This is a genomic window from Ruegeria sp. BHSA191, assembly GCF_059613325.1.
Window position 1 is genome coordinate 85245 of the sequence record NZ_JBXWSH010000008.1, and the last position, 21302, is coordinate 106546.

The 21302-nt window shown below is 64.5% G+C and carries 22 protein-coding genes; 17 read left to right on the top strand and 5 right to left on the bottom strand.

All coding sequences use genetic code 11. The annotated features are described in order from the left end of the window. Positions 1-3 precede the first annotated feature (3 nt). Positions 4-1302: an aspartate aminotransferase family protein gene (locus tag AC2FNS_RS10365; RefSeq protein ID WP_496712883.1), complete on the top strand. Its 1299-nt coding sequence runs from the start codon at positions 4-6 to the stop codon at positions 1300-1302. Here AC2FNS_RS10365 and AC2FNS_RS10370 read toward each other — a convergent pair. The 3 genes from AC2FNS_RS10370 to AC2FNS_RS10380 all read right to left on the bottom strand — a co-directional run bounded on the left by AC2FNS_RS10370 (position 1299) and on the right by AC2FNS_RS10380 (position 2855). Then, positions 1299-1514 carry a DUF1127 domain-containing protein gene (locus tag AC2FNS_RS10370; RefSeq protein ID WP_496679012.1) on the bottom strand — a complete coding sequence of 72 codons (216 nt, stop codon included), beginning with the start codon at positions 1512-1514 and terminating at the stop codon, positions 1299-1301. The two genes, AC2FNS_RS10365 and AC2FNS_RS10370, sit on opposite strands and share 4 nt — an antisense overlap. A gap of 124 nt (positions 1515-1638) precedes the next feature. Continuing rightward, positions 1639-2034, bottom strand: coding sequence for a carboxymuconolactone decarboxylase family protein (locus tag AC2FNS_RS10375; protein ID WP_496679011.1), 396 nt, complete (start codon positions 2032-2034; stop codon positions 1639-1641). 2 nt (positions 2035-2036) lie between these two features. After that, entirely contained in the window at positions 2037-2855 is an 819-nt protein-coding gene (locus tag AC2FNS_RS10380) for a cyclase family protein (RefSeq protein WP_496712881.1), read from the bottom strand. Positions 2856-3106: 251 nt separating this feature from the next. Here AC2FNS_RS10380 and AC2FNS_RS10385 point away from each other — a divergent pair, with 251 nt between their 5' ends. From AC2FNS_RS10385 to AC2FNS_RS10410, 6 genes are all read left to right on the top strand, one after another. Next, positions 3107-5203: a 3-hydroxyacyl-CoA dehydrogenase NAD-binding domain-containing protein gene (locus AC2FNS_RS10385; RefSeq protein ID WP_496712879.1), complete on the top strand. Its 2097-nt coding sequence runs from the start codon at positions 3107-3109 to the stop codon at positions 5201-5203. Beyond that, entirely contained in the window at positions 5203-6378 is a 1176-nt protein-coding gene (locus AC2FNS_RS10390) for an acetyl-CoA C-acyltransferase (RefSeq protein ID WP_496712877.1), read from the top strand. The genes AC2FNS_RS10385 and AC2FNS_RS10390 overlap by 1 nt, the downstream gene beginning before the upstream one ends. Before the next feature lie 102 nt (positions 6379-6480). Next, the gene (locus AC2FNS_RS10395; protein ID WP_496712876.1) at positions 6481-7671 is read left to right on the top strand and encodes an acyl-CoA dehydrogenase family protein; all 1191 of its coding nucleotides are present in this window, start codon (positions 6481-6483) and stop codon (positions 7669-7671) included. A gap of 1 nt (position 7672) precedes the next feature. Beyond that, positions 7673-8800, top strand: coding sequence for an acyl-CoA dehydrogenase family protein (locus AC2FNS_RS10400; RefSeq protein ID WP_496712874.1), 1128 nt, complete (start codon positions 7673-7675; stop codon positions 8798-8800). Continuing rightward, on the top strand, positions 8700-9200 hold the full coding sequence (locus tag AC2FNS_RS10405) for a PaaI family thioesterase (RefSeq protein WP_496795501.1): 501 nt from the start codon (positions 8700-8702) through the stop codon (positions 9198-9200). The genes AC2FNS_RS10400 and AC2FNS_RS10405 overlap by 101 nt, the downstream gene beginning before the upstream one ends. 39 nt (positions 9201-9239) lie before the next feature. After that, positions 9240-10730, top strand: coding sequence for a class I adenylate-forming enzyme family protein (locus AC2FNS_RS10410; RefSeq protein ID WP_496712870.1), 1491 nt, complete (start codon positions 9240-9242; stop codon positions 10728-10730). Between the two features lie 108 nt (positions 10731-10838). Here the strand turns inward: AC2FNS_RS10410 and rpe are convergent, their stop codons facing one another. Then, positions 10839-11528, bottom strand: coding sequence for a ribulose-phosphate 3-epimerase (gene rpe / locus AC2FNS_RS10415; RefSeq protein WP_496727662.1), 690 nt, complete (start codon positions 11526-11528; stop codon positions 10839-10841). 183 nt (positions 11529-11711) lie between these two features. Between rpe and phnC the strand changes: the two genes are divergently transcribed. The 5 genes from phnC to AC2FNS_RS10440 all read left to right on the top strand — a co-directional run bounded on the left by phnC (position 11712) and on the right by AC2FNS_RS10440 (position 16458). Next, positions 11712-12533, top strand: a complete 822-nt coding sequence (phnC, locus tag AC2FNS_RS10420; RefSeq protein ID WP_496711854.1) for a phosphonate ABC transporter ATP-binding protein — start codon at positions 11712-11714, stop codon at positions 12531-12533. A 68-nt stretch (positions 12534-12601) separates the two neighbouring features. Continuing rightward, positions 12602-13504, top strand: a complete 903-nt coding sequence (gene phnD, locus AC2FNS_RS10425; protein ID WP_496711853.1) for a phosphonate ABC transporter substrate-binding protein — start codon at positions 12602-12604, stop codon at positions 13502-13504. A gap of 66 nt (positions 13505-13570) precedes the next feature. Then, a complete protein-coding gene (gene phnE / locus AC2FNS_RS10430; protein ID WP_496711852.1) occupies positions 13571-14452 on the top strand; it encodes a phosphonate ABC transporter, permease protein PhnE in 882 nt (293 codons plus the stop codon). Next, positions 14449-15816 carry a phosphonate ABC transporter, permease protein PhnE gene (phnE, locus tag AC2FNS_RS10435; RefSeq protein WP_496711851.1) on the top strand — a complete coding sequence of 456 codons (1368 nt, stop codon included), beginning with the start codon at positions 14449-14451 and terminating at the stop codon, positions 15814-15816. Before phnE (AC2FNS_RS10430) ends, phnE (AC2FNS_RS10435) begins: the two co-directional genes overlap by 4 nt. 24 nt (positions 15817-15840) lie before the next feature. Beyond that, on the top strand, positions 15841-16458 hold the full coding sequence (locus tag AC2FNS_RS10440) for an LbetaH domain-containing protein (RefSeq protein ID WP_496711850.1): 618 nt from the start codon (positions 15841-15843) through the stop codon (positions 16456-16458). A 6-nt stretch (positions 16459-16464) separates the two neighbouring features. Here AC2FNS_RS10440 and phnF read toward each other — a convergent pair whose 3' ends face one another. Continuing rightward, positions 16465-17181: a phosphonate metabolism transcriptional regulator PhnF gene (phnF, locus tag AC2FNS_RS10445; protein WP_496686836.1), complete on the bottom strand. Its 717-nt coding sequence runs from the start codon at positions 17179-17181 to the stop codon at positions 16465-16467. Positions 17182-17283: 102 nt separating this feature from the next. Here phnF and phnG point away from each other — a divergent pair, with 102 nt between their 5' ends. From phnG to phnK, 5 genes are all read left to right on the top strand, one after another. Next, on the top strand, positions 17284-17745 hold the full coding sequence (phnG, locus tag AC2FNS_RS10450) for a phosphonate C-P lyase system protein PhnG (protein WP_496711849.1): 462 nt from the start codon (positions 17284-17286) through the stop codon (positions 17743-17745). Beyond that, positions 17742-18317: a phosphonate C-P lyase system protein PhnH gene (gene phnH / locus AC2FNS_RS10455; protein ID WP_496711848.1), complete on the top strand. Its 576-nt coding sequence runs from the start codon at positions 17742-17744 to the stop codon at positions 18315-18317. Before phnG ends, phnH begins: the two co-directional genes overlap by 4 nt. Positions 18318-18320: 3 nt before the next feature. Continuing rightward, a complete protein-coding gene (locus AC2FNS_RS10460) occupies positions 18321-19412 on the top strand; it encodes a carbon-phosphorus lyase complex subunit (RefSeq protein ID WP_496711847.1) in 1092 nt (363 codons plus the stop codon). Positions 19413-19650: 238 nt separating this feature from the next. Beyond that, entirely contained in the window at positions 19651-20511 is an 861-nt protein-coding gene (locus AC2FNS_RS10465; protein WP_496711846.1) for an alpha-D-ribose 1-methylphosphonate 5-phosphate C-P-lyase PhnJ, read from the top strand. After that, complete coding sequence (phnK, locus tag AC2FNS_RS10470; RefSeq protein WP_490360369.1) at positions 20508-21278, top strand: phosphonate C-P lyase system protein PhnK; 771 nt, start codon at positions 20508-20510, stop codon at positions 21276-21278. Before AC2FNS_RS10465 ends, phnK begins: the two co-directional genes overlap by 4 nt. Positions 21279-21302 lie beyond the last annotated feature (24 nt).

A 21302-nucleotide genomic window follows, 5' to 3' on the forward strand; every position in this document is an offset into this window, starting at 1 on the left:
ACCATGCCGCGACATCTCAGCCAATCCGACTGGGGCCAGCGCGCCCGCGCGGTGCTGCCCGGCGGCGGCTTTGGCAATTTCAACCCGTCGGTCTTCATCCGCGAGGGCCGGGGCAGCCGCGTCTGGGACGAAGACGGCAAGGAATATGTCGACCTGCTGATCGGCTCGGGGCCGATGCTGCTGGGCCATGGCCACCCCGAGGTCTTGGAGGCCGTCGCCGAACAGATGCCCAAGGGCATGACGTTCTTCGCCAACAACGCGCGCGCGGTCGAACTGGCCGAGGAAATCTGCGCTGCCGTGCCCTGCGCTGATCAGATCCGCTATGTCTCGTCCGGCGGCGAGGCTGACATGTACGCGATCCGGCTGGCCCGCGCCTTTACTGGCCGCGACAAGATCGTGAAGTTCGAAGGCGGCTATCACGGCATGAGCGCCGAAGCACAGATGAGCCTAGCCCCGTCACGAATGGTGAATTTCCCGCAGGCGGTTCCCGACAGCGCGGGCATACCGGCCAGCGTTCAGGCCGAAATGCTGATCGCGCCGTTCAACGACCCGGATTACATCCGCTCGCTGCTGGCCGAGCACGGCAACCAGGTCGCGGGCATCATCGTCGAGCCGCTGCAACGCATCATCCCGCCCGAACCCGGCTTCTTGCAACTTCTGCGAGACGAGGCCGACAAGTACGGCATCGTGCTGATCTTTGACGAGGTGGTGACCGGGTTTCGTTTCGCCTATGGCGGCGCGCAGGAGCTGTATGGCGTGACCCCCGATATCGCCACGCTGGGCAAGATCATCGGCGGCGGCTTTCCCCTGGCCGCGATCGCCGGGCGGGCCGAGATCATGGCCCATTTCGACAAACCCGCCGTTGGACCTGAGAAATGGCTGATGCAGCTGGGGACTCTGTCAGGCAATCCGGTGGCAGCGGTGGCCGGGCTCAAGACGATGGAGGTGTTGCGCCGTCCCGGTCAGTACGACCGGCTGCGCGCCAATGGTCAGCGTCTGATGGACATGGCCTCGGCCGCGCTGACCAAGCAGGGGGTCGCCCATCGTATCATCGGCGATTCGACCCTGTTCGAGATCGTGTTCACGGACGGAAAAGTGCGGGATTACAGGGATGTAGTCCGCGCGGATACGGCCAAGGCCACCCGGTTCAATGCGGTTCTGATGCAGAACGGGATGTTCAAGTCACCGGGCAAGACCTATCCGTCCCTGGCGCTGACCGAAGCGGACTTTGACCTGTGCAAAGCCGCCTATGCCAAGGCCGCGCAGGCCGTGGTCGAGATGCAGGATGCGGGCGTGTCTTAGTAGACGCCCGCCATCACCAAACGCACGATGTCTTCGCGCTTCATGCCACGCGCGGCCAGTTCTTCGTCGGTCAGCGCGTGCAGTTGCTTGATCTTGACGACTTTGGCGTTGGCCTCGCCCATGCGGATTAGCGCCTCGTAGATGCCGTAGAACACATCGGCCACTGTCGACAGCAGGTTGAAGACCGCCGGGCGGCGCGTCGTATGTGCCATGAGTAGAACTCCTCTGGTCTGAAGTTGACCCCGCGTAGTTAGACCCGATGCTGCGGTGCAGCTAGGGTTCTCCCCGAATACCCGCCGTGCGTCTGATGCAAATCTGCGGGCAGAATGCAGGATTTCAGGCTTTGAACCGGTCATCCACCGGCACCTGCAAGGCTGTGACCAGAGCGTTGGTCTGGCTGGCCATCGCGATCACCGCCAGCAGCTCGGCCTGCATTTGGTCGGTCATGCCCTTGGCGCGGGCCGCGGCCGAATGGGAGTGCACGCAGTATTCGCAATTGTTGGCGATCGAAACCGCCACATACAGCATCTCCTTCATCAACGGGTCCAACGCGCCGGGGGCCATGACGGTCTTGAGCCGCTCCCACGTCGCTTTCAGCAACACCGGGTCATGGGCCAGAGCGCGCCAGAAATTGTTGATGTAATCAGTGTTGCGGGTGGCGCGGATGTCATCGAAGACGGCCAGCGCCTCGGCGCTGACCTCTTCGTCCGTCAACAGGCGAACCGTTGCCATGCTCAGACCATCGCGAAGATGCGCGCCGGGCCGCCCGACCCGCCACGATGGGCCGGCGCGCCGACCACCAGCGTTGCTCCGCTGGCGGGCACCTTGTCGAGATTGGCCAGGTTCTCGATGCCGTAGCGGTTGGTGGGCAGCCACGCGTAATGCGTCACGAAATCGGCCGATGGCCCGTGATCCAGCGACAGCGTGTCAACGGCCAGCGCAACCGCGCCGGTTCCTTCGATCAACATCTGAGCCGCTTCGACGTGGAAGCCGGGGAAATGCATCTTGCCGTCGCCGTCGGCGTTGCGGAACTCGGGCGTGGCGGTTTTGGCGGCCCATCCCGAATGCATGGCGACGCAGGCGCCATCGGGGATGTCGCCATTTGCCGCGATCCACGCCTTCAGATCGTCGGGGGTCACCTGCGCATCCGGGTCCTCGGCCGCGCGGGCGGCAATGTCCACCACGCACAGAGGGCAGACGAGGTTCGCGACCGGGATTTCGTCCACCGACTGCCCATCCGCCGAGAAATGCAGTGGGGCATCGACATGCGTGCCGGTGTGTTCGTTGACGGTCAGGTTGAACAGGTTGAAGCCATGTTCCTTGAAATTGAAGGCCTGGGTCGCCTCGATCCCCGGTTGGCCGAAATAAGTGGGGAAATCGGCATCGTAGACATGGGTCATGTCCAGCACCTCGCCATGACCCGCGGCCAGTGCAGGGGGTGCTGCCACCGTTCCAAGCGCCGTGCCTGCCGCCATCGCCGCGCCAGCCTTGAAAAAGGAACGGCGGGACAGCATCCGGTCTTTCACCGCGTTCATTACGCAAACGTCACACATTTCAAAACTCCCTGTTCTGCAATCTGTTTTCGTTCCCGGCCGAATTCATTGGCCGGGTGGGCAAAGCCTAGCACGGTTTTCCGCGATCCGGTTCACAAGTTGTTTTGACCCCGCTCGCCGACAACAAATGCGGCCCGGAGGCGTAGTCGGGTATAAGGGGTTGAACCCGCGCGCGGACGGGTTCAATCTGTTGCGGAATATTGTTCCGCAATGCGGAACAAGCTCTGGTTGGCAAGAGGAGACCAAGTCTGATGTCCGAGGCGGTGGAATACGAACGGATTGGCGATATCGCGGTGCTGGCGGCGAACAACCCGCCGGTCAATGCGCTGGGCGTGGACGTGCGCCGGGGCCTGCTGGCCGGAATTGAACGGGCCGAGGCCGAGGGCGCAAAGGCGGTGTTGATCTACGGCAAGGGGCGGACCTATTTCGCAGGGGCCGATATCCGCGAGTTCGGCAAACCCCCGCAAGAGCCCTGGCTGCCGGGCTTGTGCGACCGAATCGAAGCCTCGCCCCTGCTGGTGGTTTCGGCGCTACACGGCACGGCACTGGGCGGCGGGCTCGAGGTTGCGTTGTCCAGCCACTACCGCATCGCGCTCCCCTCAGCCAAGGTCGGTCTGCCCGAGGTCAATCTGGGCATCCTGCCCGGTGCCGGCGGTACTCAGCGTCTGCCGCGCGTGGCCGGGGTCGAGGCCGCGCTGGATATGATCACAACCGGCCGCCATGTCCAGGCCGACGAGGCGCTGAAGCTGGGCGTGATCGACAAGGTGCAGGATGGCGACCCGCGCGAGATCGGGCTGGCCTATGCGCAGGAGCTGCTTGACTCGGGCGCGCCCCGTCGCGCAGTCGGAGAGATGCCTGCGCCGGACTCTGTCGATTTCGATGAGGTCTACGAGGCCGTTCTGAAGAAGGGCCGGGGCCAGCTGTCCCCAGCTGTTGCCGTGCGCGCGGTGCAAGCCGCCTGCGAGGCGCCCAACTTTGCCGAGGGCATGGCGCGCGAGCGGGAACTGTTCATGCAGTTGATGGAGTCGGATCAGCGCAAGGGCCTGATCCACGCCTTCTTCGCTGAACGCGCTGTGGGCAAACTGCCTGAACTGAAGGGTGTCGAGCCGCGTCCGGTGCATCAGATCGGGGTCATCGGCGGCGGCACGATGGGCGCGGGGATCGCCACCGCCGCCTTGCTGGCGGGTCTGCCCGTGACCTTGCTGGAGATGACGCAGGAGGCCGCCCATGCCGCCAAGGACCGGATCGCCGGAAACATCGCCGGCGCCCTAAAGCGCGGCAAGATCAGCCAACAACAGCATGACGCAATCCTGTCGGACCAGTTGCAGCTTGCCACCGGCTATGACGCGCTGAGCGCCGTCGATTTGGTGATCGAGGCCGTATTCGAGGATATGGACGTCAAGAAACAGGTCTTTGCCCAGATGGATGCGGTCTGCAAACCGGGGGCGGTTCTGGCGACCAACACCTCGTATCTGGACGTCAACGAAATTGCAGCCGCCACTACGCGCCCGCATGACGTGATCGGGCTGCATTTCTTCTCGCCTGCCCATGTGATGAAGCTGCTCGAGATCGTTGTGGCCGACAAGACCGCGCCCGAGGTGGTCGCCACCGGCTTTGCGCTGGGGCATCGGCTGAAAAAGGTCTCGGTGCGGGCGGGGGTGTGCGACGGGTTCATCGGCAACCGGATCCTCAGCACCTATCGCACCTGCGCCGACCACATGGTCCTGGACGGGGCAAGCCCGTTCCAGATCGACAAGGCGCTGACCGATTTCGGCTTTGCCATGGGGCCGTTCGCGGTGTCCGATCTGGCCGGGCTGGATATCGGCTGGGCGGTGCGCAAACGCAAACGCGCCGAGGGGCTGGACCCGCGTGCCCGCGACAGCAGCTATGCCGACAAACTGTGTGAGGCCGGGCATTTCGGACAGAAGACCGGTAAGGGCTTCTATGTCTATGAAAAGGGCAAGCGCGGTGGCACGACCAACCCCGAGGTTCTGGACCTGATCGCGGCCGACCGCGCGGCGCAGGGCATCAACCCGCGCACATTCACGGATGACGAGATCGTGCGGCGATATATGGTGGCGATGGTCAATGAGGCCGCCAAGGTGGTGGGCGAGGGCATCGCGCGCCGCCCCTTGGACGTGGATGTGGTGCTGCTCTATGGCTATGGGTTCCCGCGTTATCGCGGCGGGCCGCTGAAATGGGCGGATCTGCAGGGTCTGCCGGGTATTCTGGAGGATATCCGCGCCTGGTCGGCCGAGGACGACTATTTCTGGCAGCCCGCGCCACTGCTGGAAAAACTGGTGGCCGAGGGCCGCAGCTTTGATGATCTGAACAAGGGCGCCGAGTGATGAAACAAGCCGTAATCGTATCCGCCGCGCGCACCGGGCTGGCCAAGTCGTTCCGGGGCTCGTTCAACATGACTCACGGCGCCACGATGGGCGGCCACGCGGTTCAGGCCGCGGTCGAACGGTCGGGGCTGGATGGCGCCGAGATTGAGGATTGCATCATCGGTTGCGGTTTCCCCGAAGGCGAGACCGGCAGCAACATCGCCCGCCAGATCGCCATCCGGGCCGGTCTGCCGGTCAGCGTTTCGGGAATGACGGTGAACCGGTTCTGCTCGTCGGGGCTGCAGACCGTGGCGCTGGCGGCGCAGGCCATCACCGAGGGCGGCGCGGGCCCCATCGTGGCCGGTGGGGTCGAGAGCATCTCGCTGGTCCAGCCGAAAACCCGCCCCGTGCCCGAGGCGTGGATTCAGGAGCACAAGCCCGCGATCTACATGACGATGATCGAGACTGCCGACATCGTGGCCGAACGCTATGGTATCAGCCGGGAAGAACAGGACGCCTATGGCCTGCGGTCGCAGCAGCGCATCGCGGCGGCGCAGGCGGCCGGCAAGTTCGATGAGGAAATCGTGCCGATGCAGACGATTATGGCGGTCAAGGACAAAGAGACCGGCGAGATCTCGCACCGGAAGGTCACCGTGGACCGGGATGAATGCAACCGGCCGAACACGACGCTGGAGGGTCTGGCCGGTCTGGAGCCTGTGCGTGGCCCCGGAAACTACATCACTGCCGGCAATGCCAGCCAGCTGTCGGACGGCGCAGCCGCCGTTGTCGTGATGGACAGCGCCGAGGCAGAGCGCCGGGGTCTGGAGCCCATGGGCGCGTTCAAGGGGTTCTGCGTGGCGGGGTGTGAGCCCGACGAGATGGGTATCGGCCCGGTCTTTGCTGTGCCGCGCCTGCTGGAACGGCATGGTCTGAGCGTTGATGACATCGACCTGTGGGAGCTGAACGAGGCCTTCGCCTCGCAGGCGCTGTACTGCCGCAACCGTCTGGGGATCGATGACGAGAAATGCAACGTGAACGGCGGCTCGATCGCCATCGGGCATCCATTCGGCATGACCGGCGCGCGGATGGTCGGCCATCTACTGCGCGAAGGGCGGCGGCGCGGGGCCAAGCTGGGTGTCGTGACCATGTGCATCGGCGGCGGCATGGGCGCGGCCGGTCTGTTCGAGATCTATTGAAGAAAGGGGCGCCGGGCCAGCCCATCGAGGGCCGGTCCGGCGCTGCCCGGCCCTTGGGGCCGAGCAGGCAAGGTTCCGATCGCGTCGAGGAGGAGGGCGGATGTGGACTTGAATTATACGGACGAGGAGAAGGCCTTTCGCGACGAGGTACGCGGTTTTCTGGCCGAGAAACTGCCCAAGGAGATCTCGGACAAGATCCGGGCTGGCCGAAACATCGGCAAGGAAGGGTATGAGTGGTGGCATGCCACGCTGAACGAGCGCGGCTGGTTGAATTTCAACTGGCCGAAGGAGTTTGGCGGCGCCGAGTGGAACGCGGTTCAGCGCCATATCTTCGAGGAGGAATGCGCCGCCGCCTATGCGCCGCGCATCGTGCCGTTTGGCCTGTCGATGCTGGGCCCGGTGCTGCAGAAATTCGGCTCGAAGGCGCAGCAGGATTATTTTCTGCCGCGCATCCTGAATGGTGAACACTGGTGGTGCCAAGGCTATTCCGAGCCGGGCGCCGGGTCGGACCTGGCCTCGCTGAAGACCCGGGCGGTGCGCGACGGCGACAACTATGTCGTGAACGGCCAGAAGACTTGGACCACGCTGGCGCAATACGCCAACTGGATCTTCTGCCTGGTGCGCACCGACCCCGAGGCCAAGGCGCAGGAGGGGATCTCGTTCCTGCTGATCGACATGAATACGCCGGGGATCGAAGTGCGCCCCATCGTCCTGCTGGACGGAACGCCCGAGGTGAACGAGGTGTTCTTTGACGATGTGCGCGTCCCGGTCGAAAATCTGGTGGGCGAGGAGAACAAGGGCTGGACCTATGCCAAGTATCTGCTGACGCATGAACGCACCAACATCGCCGGGGTTGGCTTCAGCCAGGCGGGGCTGGACATGGTCAAGCGGATTGCCCGGATCGAAACCGCGAATGGCCGCCCCCTGATCGAGAACCCGCATTTCGCCGCCCGGCTGGCACGGGTCGAGATCGACCTGATGGCCATGGCCACCACCAACATGCGCATCATCAGCCAGGCTTCGGCCGGACAGGCACCGGGGGTGGAAAGCTCGATGCTGAAGGTCAAGGGTACGATCATCCGGCAAGAGATCAACGACCTGGCCCGCCGCGCGGTGGGGCCTTATGCGATGCCTTTCGCCTCCGAGGCGGTGGCAGGCGACAACGACCCGATCGGGCCGGACTATGCCGCGCCGGTCGCCGCCCAGTATTTCAACAACCGGAAACTGTCGATCTTCGGCGGGTCGAACGAGATCCAGCGCGGTATCATCGCCAAGGTCAAGATGGGGGGCTGAGATGGATTTCAACCTGACCGAAGAACGGCAGATGCTGCAGGACACTCTGCGGCGCTATTTGGCCGACCGCTACACTACTCCGGTGCGTAACGACATTCTGGACAGCGCGGCGGGGTTCAGCGCCGACATCTGGCGCGAACTGGCCGATCTGGGCGTTCTGGGCGCGCTGTTCGACGAAGCGGATGGCGGGTTCGGCGGGGCGGGCTTTGACATCGCCACCGTGTTCGAGGAACTGGGCCGGGCCGGGGTGGTCGAGCCGGTTCTGGACAGCTGCATTCTGGGCGGCCGGCTGATCGCGCAGGCGGGCACCCCCGATCAGCGAGTGTTGCTGGATCAGGTGATCTCGGGCACGCTGCATCTGGCGCTGGCGCATGGTGAGCCTGCCAGCCGGTATGACCTGAGCCGGGTCGAGACCACCGTGCGGACCGACGGCACGGATCTGATCCTGAACGGGCGCAAGGCCGTGGTCGTGAATGCCGAGGCCGCCGGGCAGCTGATCGTATCCGCGCGCGAAACGGGCGGGCCGTTCGATCTGGACGGCATATCTCTGTTCCTGGTGCCAGCTGATACGCCGGGGCTGGGTCTGCGCGGGTATCCGATGCTGGCCGGAGGCCGAGCGGCCGAGGTCACTCTGGACGATGTGCGCCTGCCGGAAAGCGCGCGTCTGGGCGCCGCGGGGCAGGGGTTCGATCCGCTGATGGACGTTGTGGCCGCAGCCAATTGCGCGCTGGTCGCCGAGGTTCTGGGCGCTATGGAAAGTGCGGTGGAACTGACACGGCAATATCTGATGACGCGCAAGCAGTTCGGCCGCCCGATCGGGACCTTTCAGGCCCTGCAGCACCGGTTCGCGGATATGCTGATCGAGCTGGAGCAGGCGCGCTCGGCGGTGATCAACGCGGCCGGTCACCTTGAAGCACCTGACCGCGACCGGCAGATCGCCGCGGCCCGCAACCTTGTGTCGCGGGTGGGCCGGCTGGTGGCCGAGGAAACGATCCAGATGCATGGCGGCATCGCCATGACGCAGGAATATGAGCTGGCGCATATTGCCAAGCGGATCGTCATGTCGGATCACAGGTTCGGCGACGCGGATTATCATTTGGAGCGGTTCATTGCACTCGGCGCGGCCTGAAGACGACCCAAGGGTCCGGCGATCGGGCTGTCAGAACGCGATCGGGTTCGAGGTGGATCTGTCCGACCCCGACGGCCGTGCCCGGTGTCATTTGACCATCCGGGCGGATCACTTGAATAGCCAGGGCATCCTGCATGGCGGCATCATCGCCATGCTTCTGGACGTGGCTTGCGGCAACACCGCCTCGGCCTGGTTCGACCGGGACGAACATCCGCTGGTTCTGACCCTGTCGCTGAACACAAGCTATGTGGCGGCGGTGCGTCAGGGGCGCGTGACGGCCACGGGGCGCGCAACGGGTGGCGGGCGCACGCTGGCCTATGTGACCGGAGAGTTGCACAGCGACGACGGAACCCTGATCGCAACGGCGGCGGGAGTGTTCAAGCGCACCATGAAACGCTGAGCGCAAAACCGGTTCCGGCGCAGGGGAGGGCGAAGGGACATGAACAAGTGGCACGATTATCCGGATGCCCAGATCCGGACCCGTCCGCGGGCCCGCGCCTTTGCCGACGAGTTCGGCGCCGATTGGAGCTATGCTGACCTCGACCGCGCGATTTCCGAGCTGTCAGACATCCTGCTGGCCTCGGGGGTGCGCCCGTGCGATCGGGTCATGCTGGTGCTCGAGAATTGCTGTGCGGCGGTGGCCGCGTTGTTTGCCTGTTCCCGAATCGGCGCCTGCGTGGTGCCGGTGAACGCCCGTCAGACCGCGGCTGAGTTGGCATGCATTGTGGATCACGTCACTCCGTCAGTGATCCTGTTCACATCGGCGGCGTCTTCGGAGGCGCGACGCCATGCGCACAGGGCCGGGGCCCAGCCTGTTTCCGGGGCCTTCGGGCAGTTGCACCTGGCCGCGCCGTACCCGAGCGCGCCCGACCCCGATCTGGCGGATGTCGCGGCGATGCTGTTCACCACCGGCACGACCGGAACGCCCAAGGGCGTGATGCTGACCCATGAAAACCTGCGGTTCGGCGGGTTGACATCGGCAAATTTTCGAGGACTGACGCAGGATGACGTGGTCTATGGGGTACTGCCGATTTCGCACATCTTCGGGCTGGCCTCGATCGTCACCGGATCGGCGCTGGCCGGGGCCTTCGTCCAACTGGATGCCCGGTTCGCGGCGGACCGCGCCTTTGCCGCGTTGAACGCGGGCGTCACGGTGTTTTCGGGTGTGCCGCAGATGCATGCCCTGCTGATGCAATATGCCCAGGAACAGGGGTTGGAGCGGTTGCCGTCGGACGCCCTGCGCTATACCTCGTCCGGGGCCGCCCCGCTGGACCCGGCGTGGAAACGCAAGGCCGAGGCCTTCTATGGCGTCGCGCTGCAGAATGGCTATGGCATGACCGAAAGCACGGCGGGGATCTGCGCCTCGCACAACCGGATCGGGGATCCAGATATCTCGGTCGGCCCGCCCTTGCCGGGGGTCGAACTGCGCATTGACGAAACTATACCCGGCGGCGGAGATGGCGTGGGCGAGATCCTGACGCGCGGCCCCCATGTGATGAAGGGGTACTATCGCAACGGCGAGGAAACGGGCCGGGTGCTTGCCCAGGGGTGGCTGCGCACGGGCGACCTCGGCCGTCTTGACGCGCAGGGAAATCTACACGTCGTCGGCCGCGCCAAGGAACTGATCATTCACGGCGGCTTCAACGTCTATCCGCCTGAGGTCGAGGCCGCGCTGAACGACCACCCGCTGGTGATCCAGTCTGCGGTGATCGGGCATCGGGTGGGCGGCGACGAACAGGTACTGGCCTTTGTCCAAGTGCCTGAAATCGGCGCTGTGTCCGAGGCAGAGTTGGCGGAGTTCGTGGCCGCACGTCTTGCGGGCTACAAACGGCCCAGCCGGATCGTGCTGGCCACGTCTCTGCCCGCCGCGCCCACGGGCAAGATCCTCAAGCACAAGCTGCTGACGCATTTCGCGGATCAACTGGCCTAGGGGCAGGGCCGGCAAAACGCTTTCGCGCCCGCGCGACATCTGCTGCGCCGGGCCCAACAGGAGGAGGCGTTTTGTCAAAAAAACGTCGACGACTGGCGGGAGCGGCCGTCAGACCGCGTGGTCTTCGGCTGCGGCGCGAATGGCGCGGATGTTCTGGCCATAAACGTCCGGGTTCGCAACCGACCCGCCCTTGAAGACCGCTGAACCGGCAACAAGAACGTCGGCACCGGCCGCTGCGACCAGCGGGGCGGTCGAGGGGTCGACTCCCCCGTCGATTTCGATATGCACCGGGCGGTCGCCGATCATCTCGCGCAGGCGGCGCACCTTTGCGGTCATGTCGATGAATTTCTGCCCGCCAAAGCCGGGGTTCACCGTCATCACGCAGACCAGATCGGCCAGATCCAGCAGATGCTCGACTGCTTCGGCCGGAGTGCCCGGGTTAAGCGCCACGCCTGCCTTCATCCCGGCCGCTCGGATCGCTTGCAGTGTGCGGTGCGTATGTGGGCCGGCCTCGACATGGGCCGTCAGATAATCCGCGCCGGCATCGGCATAGGCCTGGATGTAGGGGTCGACCGGCGTGATCATCAGATGCACGTCCATCACCGTCTTGACATGCGGCCGGAACGCTTTGACCGCCGGCGGGCCGAAGGTGAGATTTGGCACGAAATGCCCGTCCATCACGTCAACATGGACCCAGTCAGCGCCTTGGGCCTCGATGGCTTGGATCTCCTGCCCGAAATTGGCGAAATCGGCGGATAGGATCGACGGAGCGATCTTGATCTTGCGGTCAAAGCTCATGGCAGCCTCATGTGACAGATCTGACGTTTCAGGTGTTGGGCCCGCGTATAGACGGGACGAGCGGCATTGCCCAGCCCCACCGTACCGCGTCAATGTCGCGCCTTTGCAAAAGTTTTACCAGACCGACACACAGACGTTGAACAGGGTCAGTAGCTGACCGCCATCAACAACTGGGGGTGGCCCGTGCTGCGCATCGAAAACCTGACCAAGCGCTTCGGCGACATAACCGCCGTCGACACCGCGACGCTGGACGTCGACAAGCCATGCATGATCGGGATCATCGGGCGGTCGGGTGCCGGCAAGTCCACCCTGCTGCGTATGATCAACCGCCTGACCGATGCCAGCGCCGGACAGATCCTGTTTCACGGGCGCGACGTGACCACCCTGAAGGGGCGCGACAAACGCGCCTGGCAGGCGGATTGCGCGATGATCTTCCAGCAATTCAACCTTGTGCCCCGCATGGACGTGGTTTCGAACGTGTTGCATGGAACGCTGAACCGGCACTCGACGCTGGCGACCCTGTTCAACCTGTTCCCGACCGCGGACATCCACCGCGCCATCGACATTCTGGACCGTCTGGGCATCGCCGAACATGCCCCCAAAAGAGCCGAGGCGCTGTCGGGCGGGCAGCAGCAACGCGTCGCCATCGCGCGGGCGCTGATGCAGGACCCCAAGATCATCCTGGCCGATGAGCCCATCGCCTCGCTGGACCCGATGAATGCGCAGGTCGTGATGCAGGCCCTGCGCCGCATCCACGAAGAGGATGGCCGCACCGTGATCGCCAATCTGCACACGCTGGACACCGCGCGCCGCTATTGCGACCGCGTGGTCGGCATGCGCGACGGACGCATCGTGTTCGACGGCCTGCCCGAGCAGCTGACCACCGGCGTCGCCCGCGAGATCTACGGAGCTGATGCCAGCTTCTCCGAGACCGCGACCTCGACCGAGATCGAAACGCTGGATGCCACCCGGAAGGCTCTGATGGAAGCCGAGGCCACGATCTGAGCCCCAACTACCTCATTCATCGCCCGGCCCGATGAACGGGGTGGGCCAATCAACCCGGAGAGAGACAGATGAAGAAACTTGTTGCCGCCCTGGTCGCGACCACTGCCCTGAGCGCGCCTGCCATGGCCGAGGAGATCGGGGAATTCCGTATCGGCATCCTGGGCGGAGAAAACGCACAGGACCGGCTGAACAACAACGAATGTCTGCGTGAGTACACCGAGGACGCGCTGGGCGTCGAAACCAAGCTTTTCGCCCCGGCGGACTACAACGGCGTGATCCAGGGACTGCTGGGCGGCACGATCGATATGGCCTGGCTGGGGGCCTCGGCCTATGCCAAGACCTATCTGAGCGACCCCGAGGCGGTCGAGCCGGTTTTGGTCAAGGTCAACACCGACGGCGGGTTCGGGTATCATTCCATCGGTTTCGCCCGCAAGGACAGCGGCATCGCGTCGCTGGCCGACATGAAGGACAAGGTCTTCGGCTTCGGCGATCCCAACTCGACCTCGGGCTACCTGATCCCGTCGATCGAGATCCCTCAGGCCATCGGCGCCACGATGGAGGCGGGTGACTATTTCGGCCAAGTCAAGTTCACCGGTGGGCACGAACAGACCATCGTGGCCGTCAGCAATGGCGACGTGGATGCCGGCGTGACCTGGGCCGACGGTCTGGGTGAATGGGAAGACGGATACAACTCGGGTGCCCTGCGCAAGGCGGTCGATGCCGGTCTGGTGGACATGAACGATCTGGTCGAGATTTGGCGGTCCAAGCCCATCCCCGAAGGCCCGGTCGTGCTGCGCAAGGCGCTGCCGGCCGAGATCAAGGCGAAGATGACGGCGCTGATGGCCGGATTGGCCGAAAAGGACCGTGACTGTTTCTATGGCGTGGCGGCGGGAGAAGCCAAAGGGTTCGAACCGATCACCCATGCGGCCTATGAAAGCATCATCGAGGCCCGCAAGCTGAAGTCGAACTGACGCCAAGCCTTGCCGCCCCGGGGTCCGGCCTGAGGCCGGGCCTCGCCGTCCATCCGGGAGAATTCCATGACAGATCTGACCGCCAGCGCCCGAAGCGTAGACGATGTCCGCGACGACTATGTCGCGATGACCCGCCGAAAGCGGGTCTATGGCGGAATTCTTCTGATCCTGTTCGTGGCCTTGATGGCTGCGGGGTTCCGCACCGCCGACAGGCGCAATGCCGGCAGTTTCACCGACGGCCTGCACCGCGTTCTGGACTATCCGGCCGAGGTGCTGTCCGAGGCGTGGGACAAGATTGCGGACATGCCCGCGAACCTTGTCGCGTATTTTCCGGCCCTGGTCGAAACGTTGAACATCGCGGCAGCGGCCACACTGGTCGGCACGCTGGCAGGAGCATTTCTGGCGCTGGTCTCGACACGGGGGCTGGCGCCCTGGCCTCGGCTGATCCCGCTGTTTCGCCGCCTCGCCGATATCTGCCGGGCCGTCCCCGAGATCGTGATCGCGCTGGTTCTGATCTTCGTGCTGGGTGGCGGTCCGGTTCCGGCCATGATCGCAATCGCCATCCATACCGCCGGTGCGCTCGGCAAGTTGTTTTCTGAGGTCAACGAAAACGCGTCGCTGAAGCCGGTCGAGGGGCTGCAGTCGGTCGGTGCCACCTGGACGCAGCGGATGGTTCTGGGCGTGATCCCACAAGTTGGCCCGAACTATGTCAGCTATGCCCTGCTGCGGTTCGAGATCAACATCCGCGCCTCGGCCATCCTGGGGTTCGTCGGCGCGGGGGGCCTTGGTTATGAGCTGCGCAACGCGATGTCGTGGGGGCAGGGACGGTATGACGACGCGGCGGCGATCTTTCTTCTGCTGTTCGTCACGATCGTGATCGTCGACCAGGTTTCGGGGTCGGTGCGAACCCGCCTGACCGAGGGCGCGCAGAAAGGAACCGCCGCATGACGACTTTTGCCACCGATCTGCCCCGCGAGGCGCTGAAGGCCCGGGCCGACCGCCTGTTCGCGCGCAAACGCCTGACCAGTCTCGCGCTGCCCGGTCTGGTTCTGGTCTACCTGATCTATGTGTTCTTTGCCTTCGACATGCCCGGTCTTGCCGGACGGGCGAACTGGGAAAACGGCCGGATTCTGATTTCTGACAGCTTCAGCTACAAGACCCATGTGACCCGCGACAACCGCACTGGCGACGTCTCGGTCGCCATCGAGGGCGAGCGCAAGGGCGCCTATCCCGAGGGTCAGGCGCCCGACTGGGTGACCCTCGGCGAAACCACGGTGATCGACCTTGAGGGCGGCCATGTCGTTCGCTTCGGTCCTGACTCTGTCGAATTTGACATCCCCGGCTATGGAACGGTGCGCGCCACGCCCAGCCGATCAGCGGGAGTGCAGGCCCAACTGCCTTCGGACGCGGTGCCCGAGTGGATCAGCCTGTCGCGAAACCGGCTGGCGATCACCACCGAAGCCGGGCGCCTGACCGTGACGCGCAACCGGGCCGAGGTGTTCCGATACTTCACTGGCTGGGAGCTGTTCTGGTTCACGCTGGACAGCCCCTATCATGGCAAGTCCTTTGCCCAGTTGGCCGGGCTGGCCGCCAGCGGTCAGGCAGGGGCCATATTCAACGATTTCTGGACCAACAAGATGTGGCGCCATCAGGACGTGGCCTGGGCGATTTTCGAAACCATCCTGATGGCCTTTCTGGGAACATTCGGCGCCGCGCTGATCGCCCTGCCGCTGGCCTTCGCGGCGACGCGGAACTTCAACCCTTTGCGCTCAGCCCGGTTCATCGTGCGGCGCGTCTTCGATTTTCTGCGCGGGGTGGATGGCCTGATCTGGACGGTGGTGCTGGCGCGCGCCTTCGGGCCCGGGCCGCTGACTGGGGCGCTGGCCATCCTCGTCACTGATACCGGCACCTTCGGCAAGATTTTTTCCGAGGCGCTGGAAAACGTCGACCAAAAGCAGATCGAAGGCGTAGAGTCCACCGGGGCCAATGCGCCGCAGAAATATCGTTTCGGGGTAATCCCGCAGATCACGCCGGTTCTGCTCAGCCAGGTCCTGTACTTCCTGGAATCCAACACCCGCAGCGCGACCGTGATCGGGGCGATCACCGGCGGTGGGATCGGTCTGTTGCTGACACAGGCGATCATCACCCAGAAAGACTGGGAGGAGGTGGCCTATTACATCGTGCTGGTCATCCTGATGGTCATGCTGATGGACTGGTTCTCGGGCTGGCTGCGCAGGCGGCTGATCCAGGGCGGGCCACCCAAGGCGCGAAAACCGTGCGACCCGCAGGCCAAGCCCCTGATGTTGCCCTGAATCGCATACGAGGACTTGCAGACCATGGCGCGCTTGCGACCGGACCAGCCCGTCATCCACCCGGATTGCCAGATAACCGGCAGCAGCTTTGGCGCCTTTGTCGAAATCGGTGCCGGAACGCGGGTGACGAATTCGGTTATCGGGGACTACTCCTATTGCGACCGGACCTGCGACATCGCCAATGCCAGGATCGGAAAATTCGCCAATATCGCCAGTTTCACCCGGATCGGGGCCACCGACCATCCGATTGAGAAAGCGTCTCTGCATCACTTCCACTATCGCTCGGCTGACTATTGGGACGATGCCGAGGATGATGCGGACTGGTTCGCCCTGCGCGCGGGGCGGCTGGCGCATATCGGGCACGACACCTGGATCGGCCACGCGGCCATCATCAAGCCCGAGGTGACGATCGGGCACGGGGCAGTCGTCGCCTCCGGGGCGATCGTGACCAAGGACGTGCCGCCTTATACCATCGTCGGCGGTGTCACCGCCAAACCCATCCGCCGCCGGTTCCCGGAGCGGGTGGCCGAGCGGATGATGGCTCTGGCCTGGTGGGACTGGGACAATGCCCGCCTGCGCGCGGCGCTGCCCGATTTCCGCGCGTTGCCCGCCGAGGCGTTCCTGGAGAAATACGAAGATTGACCGGCATCACCCGTGGTCGTCATCCAGCGTCAGGGTGACCCGCTCACCGGCAAAGACGGTCTTGCCGTATTCAACCGGATGCCCCTGCGGATCGGCATTGATGCCGACCGAATGCAGAACCGGCGCGCCCTCGATCAGTTGCAGGTGCCGGGCCTGAACCGCGTCGGCCGCGCGGGCGGTCAGGCGAGTCGAGATACGGGTATAATCCGCCACGCCGCAGTACCGCAGCGCCCGCGTGACCGAGCCGTTCTCGGCCAGCGCCTCGGGCAGGTCCGGCAGGCGGGCGGCAGGAAAGACGCTTTGGAACACCGCGATCGGTTGTCCATCGGCCAGCGACAACCCGTCATAGACATGCACCGGGTCGCCGGGGGTCAGCTTCAGCGCCTCGGCCTCGGTCTTGTCGGCGGCGCGGGTGATCAGCGACAGTACCCGCTTGCCCGGAATCTTGCCGCTGGCCGAGATGTTCTGGTGGTACCGGACCCGTTTGCCGATCGGGTAATCGGTCGCTGCTGCCGAAACGAACACGCCGGCCCCGCGGCGCGGATGCACCAGGCCTTGCTTGGCCAGTTCGGCCAGGGCCCGGCGCACCGTGTGGCGGTTCACGCCGTGGGTTGCGGCCAGCTGCGCCTCGGTTGGCAGGCGGTCGCCGGTGGCAAAGCGGCCCTCGGCGATGTCGGCGGTCAGCGCCAGCGCGATGGTCTTCCAGATCGGTGTTTGGCTCATGTCATCAAAACTTCACAGCATATTCGTTGCGAGTCACCCATTGCCTCGTTATGATTTGTCTAGTTGTATAGTAGTTGTAGACAACTTGGCCAAGAGGCTTTGATGGCGGAACAGACAAAAATTGCGACAGGTGATCGACGGGCCTGGCTGGGCCTTCTGGCACGTGCGCCGGCCGAGTCGCTGGCGGCCTTGTGGTCCGGCTATGGCGCGCGTCCCGAGTTCCAGTGGCTGCGCACGCCCGAGATTGGCGGCGTCATGGTGCGGGGGCGGGCAGGCGGTACGGGCGCGCCATTCAACCTGGGCGAGATGACGGTCACGCGCTGCGCTCTGGTCTTGGCCGATGGAACCGAGGGCCACGGATATGTGCAGGGGCGCGACAAGACCCATGCCGAAACCGCCGCTCTGATCGACGCGCTGATGCAGACCGGGGGCGCAGACGAGGTGCGTGCGAAAATTCTGGAGCCGCTGACCCGCCAGGTCCAGGCGGCCAAATCGGCCCGGGCCGCGAAGGCCGCGGCCACCAAGGTCGAGTTTTTCACGATGGTTCGGGGAGAGGATCAATGACCCCACAGACCCGTTTTTCAGGCGGTTTCACCGACGCGCCGATTCAGGCGGCCCACGCCTTTCGTGCGGCCATGACCGTGATGGCCCGGCCGGGCGAGTTGCGGCAGCTGGTCGGCGCGACCCCGCCCGACGGCCTGTCGGTCGCCGCGGGAACGCTTCTGCTGACGCTATGCGACCCGGATACGGGCGTTTATCTGGCGGGCGGGGCCGATAGTTCGGCCATTCGCCAATGGCTGACCTTCCATACCGGTGCGCCCCTCGTGCCCGCCGAGCAGGCGGATTTCGCCGTAGGCTGCTGGCCGGACCTGGTGCCGTTGGACCAATACCGGATCGGCACACCGGAATATCCGGACCGATCCGCCACCCTGATCGTGGAGTGCGACGCGCTGGACCTTTCCGGTGCAGTCCTGCGAGGTCCGGGCATCCGCGACGCCGCACGCCTTTCCGTGCCCGACGTTGCGGCGCTGCAGGACAATTCGGACCTGTATCCGTTGGGGTGCGATTTCTTCTTCACCTGCGGTGATACGGTCGCGGCCCTGCCGCGCAGCACCCGCATCCAGCCCGAGGGTTAGGCCATGTACGTAGCCGTCAAAGGGGGCGAAAAGGCGATCGAAAACGCCCATGCTTGGCTGGCCGAGGAACGCCGGGGCGATCCCGGCGTGGCTGAATTGTCCTTGGCGCAGATCCGCGAACAACTAAGCCTTGCGGTGAACCGCGTGATGGCCGAGGGCTCTCTGTACGACCCCGATCTGGCCGCACTTGCGATCAAGCAGGCGCGCGGTGATCTGATCGAGGCGATCTTCCTGATCCGCGCCTACCGTACCACCCTGCCGCGGTTCGGCTATTCGACCCCGGTCGATACCGGCGGCATGGCCTGCGATCGCCGGATCTCGGCCACGTTCAAGGACGCACCGGGCGGGCAGGTTCTGGGCCCGACCTTCGACTACACGCACCGTCTGCTGGATTTCAAACTGGCCGCCGATGGCGCGGTGCCTGCAGCCCCCACCGCCGCGCCGCGCCATGAGCCGACCCCGCGCATCACCGAATTCCTCAAGGACGAAGGCCTAATTCAAGATGAACCCGCCAGCGATGAACCGCCGGGCGACCTTACGCGCGAACCGATGGAGTTCCCGGCCGACCGCCCCCTGCGCCTGCAATCGCTGACGCGTGGGGACGAAGGGTTCGTGTTGGGGATGGCCTATTCGACCCAGCGCGGCTATGCCCGCAACCACGCTTTCGTGGGCGAGTTGCGCATCGGCACCGTCGCGGTCGAGATGGAAATCCCCGAACTGGGTTTCGCGATCGAGATCGGCGAGATCGCCCTGACCGAATGCGAAACGGTGAACCAGTTCAAGGGATCAAAAACCGAGCCGCCGCAGTTTACTCGCGGCTATGGGCTGGTCTTCGGCCAGTCCGAGCGCAAAGCCATCGCCATGGCGCTGGTGGACCGCGCCTTGCGCTGGGAGGAATTGGGCGAAGACGATCTGGGTGCCCCGGCGCAGGATCAGGAATTCGTCCTAAGCCATGCCGATAACATTCAGGCGACCGGCTTTCTGGAGCATATCAAGCTGCCGCATTACGTCGATTTCCAGTCCGAACTGGAACTGGTGCGCAAATTGCGCCGCGAGGCCCAAGAACGAGTGGCATCACCGGAGGCGGCAGAATGACTTCCGTGACCTGCCTGCATCCTGTCCGCTTGATGGGTTGTCTTGTCGGCAGCAAACGGCCGTGTGGCGGTTTCCGAGCCGATCGCGGCCCATTCGCCATGTTGGTCGCGTCGCATGGCCCGGCGCCGTCGCCGGGAGTGTATCCTGCGCCAGAGAAAGTACACCATGACGACCGCGAAGGCCGAGGCAACCAGATAACCGTCCACAACAACACCAAAAACCGAAAGTGATACATCAAATGAATGAGTATAACTTCGCATATTTGGACGAACAAACCAAGCGGATGATCCGTCGGGCCATTCTCAAGGCTTTGGCGGTGCCCGGCTATCAGGTGCCTTTTGCAAGCCGCGAGATGCCCATGCCCTATGGCTGGGGCACGGGCGGGGTTCAGGTCTCGGCCGCGACGCTGACCCCCGACGATACGTTCAAGGTCATCGATCAGGGTGCCGATGACACGACCAATGCCGTGTCGATCCGAAAGTTCTTTGAAAAGACGGCGGGCGTGGTCACGACCGAAGAGACCGGGAAGGCGACCATCATCCAAACCCGCCACCGTATCCCCGAGGCCCGGCTGCGCGCCGATCAGATCCTGGTCTATCAGGTCCCGATCCCCGAACCACTGCGGTTTCTGGAACCGCGCGAAACCGAGACACGCAAGATGCACAGCCTGCAGGAATACGGGTTGATGCATGTGAAACTCTACGAAGACATCAGCCAGCACGGCGCGATTTCCACGGCCTATGCCTATCCGGTCCGGGTGGCTGAGCGCTATGTGATGGACCCGTCTCCGATCCCGAAATTCGACAATCCGAAACTGGAAATGAACGCGATCCAGCTGTTCGGTGCCGGGCGCGAGCAGCGGATCTATGCGGTGCCGCCGCATACGCGGGTGGTCAGCCTCGATTTCGAGGACTACCCGTTCGAGGCCGCCAAGGCCGATCATGCCTGCGATCTGTGTGGGGCCGAAGACAGCTATCTGGACGAGGTGATCACGGACGATGCAGGCAACCGGATGTTCGTGTGCTCGGACACCGATTACTGCCGGTCCCGCCGCGACGCCGGACACCAAGGGCGTTTGACGCAGGAGGGCGCGGCATGACCCCGCTGTTGCAGGTCAAAGGCATCGAGAAACGCTATGGCGCGCGGATCGGGTGCCGGGATGTCAGTTTCGACCTCTACCCCGGCGAGGTGATGGGGATCGTCGGCGAAAGCGGGTCGGGCAAGTCGACCCTGCTGAACTGTCTGGCCGGGCATCTGAAACCGGATGCCGGGCAGGTAATCTTCGACACCCGCACCGATGGGCCGGTGGACACGGTCACGATGTCGGAACCGGCCCGCCGGATGCTGGGGCGCACCGACTGGGCCTTTGTGCATCAGCATGCCCGCGACGGGCTGCGCATGTCGGTCAGCGCCGGTGGCAATATCGGCGAGCGGCTGATGGCCGTGGGGAGCCGGCATTATGGTCAGATCCGCGGGCAGGCGCTGGATTGGCTGGGCCGGGTCGAGATTGCAGAATCTCGTGTGGACGACCGACCCAGCGCGTTTTCGGGCGGCATGCAGCAACGGTTGCAGATCGCGCGCAACCTGGTGACCGGTCCGCGGCTGGTCTTCATGGATGAACCGACCGGCGGGCTGGATGTCTCGGTGCAGGCGCGGCTGCTGGACCTGCTGCGCGGTCTGGTGCGCGAGATGGGGCTGAGCGCCATCATCGTCACCCATGATCTCGCCGTGGTCCGGCTGCTGGCGGACCGGTTGATGGTGATGAAGGATGGCGAGGTGGTCGAGGCGGGGCTGACCGATCAGGTGCTGGACGACCCGCAGCATGCCTATACGCAACTGCTTGTGTCCAGCGTTCTGCAGGTCTGACACCGTGCGAAAGGGTGAACCGCG

Bases quoted from the DNA above. Each gene is read 5' to 3' on its own strand.
- AC2FNS_RS10390 (WP_496712877.1), top strand. From the start codon at position 5,203: ATGAAACAAGCCGTAATCGTATCCGCCGCGCGCACCGGGCTGGCCAAG.
- AC2FNS_RS10370 (WP_496679012.1), bottom strand. From the start codon at position 1,514: ATGGCACATACGACGCGCCGCCCGGCGGTCTTCAACCTGCTGTCGACA.
- rpe (WP_496727662.1), bottom strand. From the start codon at position 11,528: ATGAGCTTTGACCGCAAGATCAAGATCGCTCCGTCGATCCTATCCGCC.
- phnE (WP_496711852.1), top strand. From the start codon at position 13,571: ATGACAGATCTGACCGCCAGCGCCCGAAGCGTAGACGATGTCCGCGAC.
- phnH (WP_496711848.1), top strand. From the start codon at position 17,742: ATGACCCCACAGACCCGTTTTTCAGGCGGTTTCACCGACGCGCCGATT.
- phnF (WP_496686836.1), bottom strand. From the start codon at position 17,181: ATGAGCCAAACACCGATCTGGAAGACCATCGCGCTGGCGCTGACCGCC.
- phnD (WP_496711853.1), top strand. From the start codon at position 12,602: ATGAAGAAACTTGTTGCCGCCCTGGTCGCGACCACTGCCCTGAGCGCG.
- AC2FNS_RS10440 (WP_496711850.1), top strand. From the start codon at position 15,841: ATGGCGCGCTTGCGACCGGACCAGCCCGTCATCCACCCGGATTGCCAG.
- AC2FNS_RS10380 (WP_496712881.1), bottom strand. From the start codon at position 2,855: ATGTGTGACGTTTGCGTAATGAACGCGGTGAAAGACCGGATGCTGTCC.
- AC2FNS_RS10465 (WP_496711846.1), top strand. From the start codon at position 19,651: ATGAATGAGTATAACTTCGCATATTTGGACGAACAAACCAAGCGGATG.
- phnK (WP_490360369.1), top strand. From the start codon at position 20,508: ATGACCCCGCTGTTGCAGGTCAAAGGCATCGAGAAACGCTATGGCGCG.
- phnE (WP_496711851.1), top strand. From the start codon at position 14,449: ATGACGACTTTTGCCACCGATCTGCCCCGCGAGGCGCTGAAGGCCCGG.
- AC2FNS_RS10460 (WP_496711847.1), top strand. From the start codon at position 18,321: ATGTACGTAGCCGTCAAAGGGGGCGAAAAGGCGATCGAAAACGCCCAT.
- AC2FNS_RS10365 (WP_496712883.1), top strand. From the start codon at position 4: ATGCCGCGACATCTCAGCCAATCCGACTGGGGCCAGCGCGCCCGCGCG.
- AC2FNS_RS10405 (WP_496795501.1), top strand. From the start codon at position 8,700: ATGAGCTGGCGCATATTGCCAAGCGGATCGTCATGTCGGATCACAGGT.
- AC2FNS_RS10410 (WP_496712870.1), top strand. From the start codon at position 9,240: ATGAACAAGTGGCACGATTATCCGGATGCCCAGATCCGGACCCGTCCG.
- AC2FNS_RS10375 (WP_496679011.1), bottom strand. From the start codon at position 2,034: ATGGCAACGGTTCGCCTGTTGACGGACGAAGAGGTCAGCGCCGAGGCG.
- AC2FNS_RS10400 (WP_496712874.1), top strand. From the start codon at position 7,673: ATGGATTTCAACCTGACCGAAGAACGGCAGATGCTGCAGGACACTCTG.
- AC2FNS_RS10385 (WP_496712879.1), top strand. From the start codon at position 3,107: ATGTCCGAGGCGGTGGAATACGAACGGATTGGCGATATCGCGGTGCTG.
- phnG (WP_496711849.1), top strand. From the start codon at position 17,284: ATGGCGGAACAGACAAAAATTGCGACAGGTGATCGACGGGCCTGGCTG.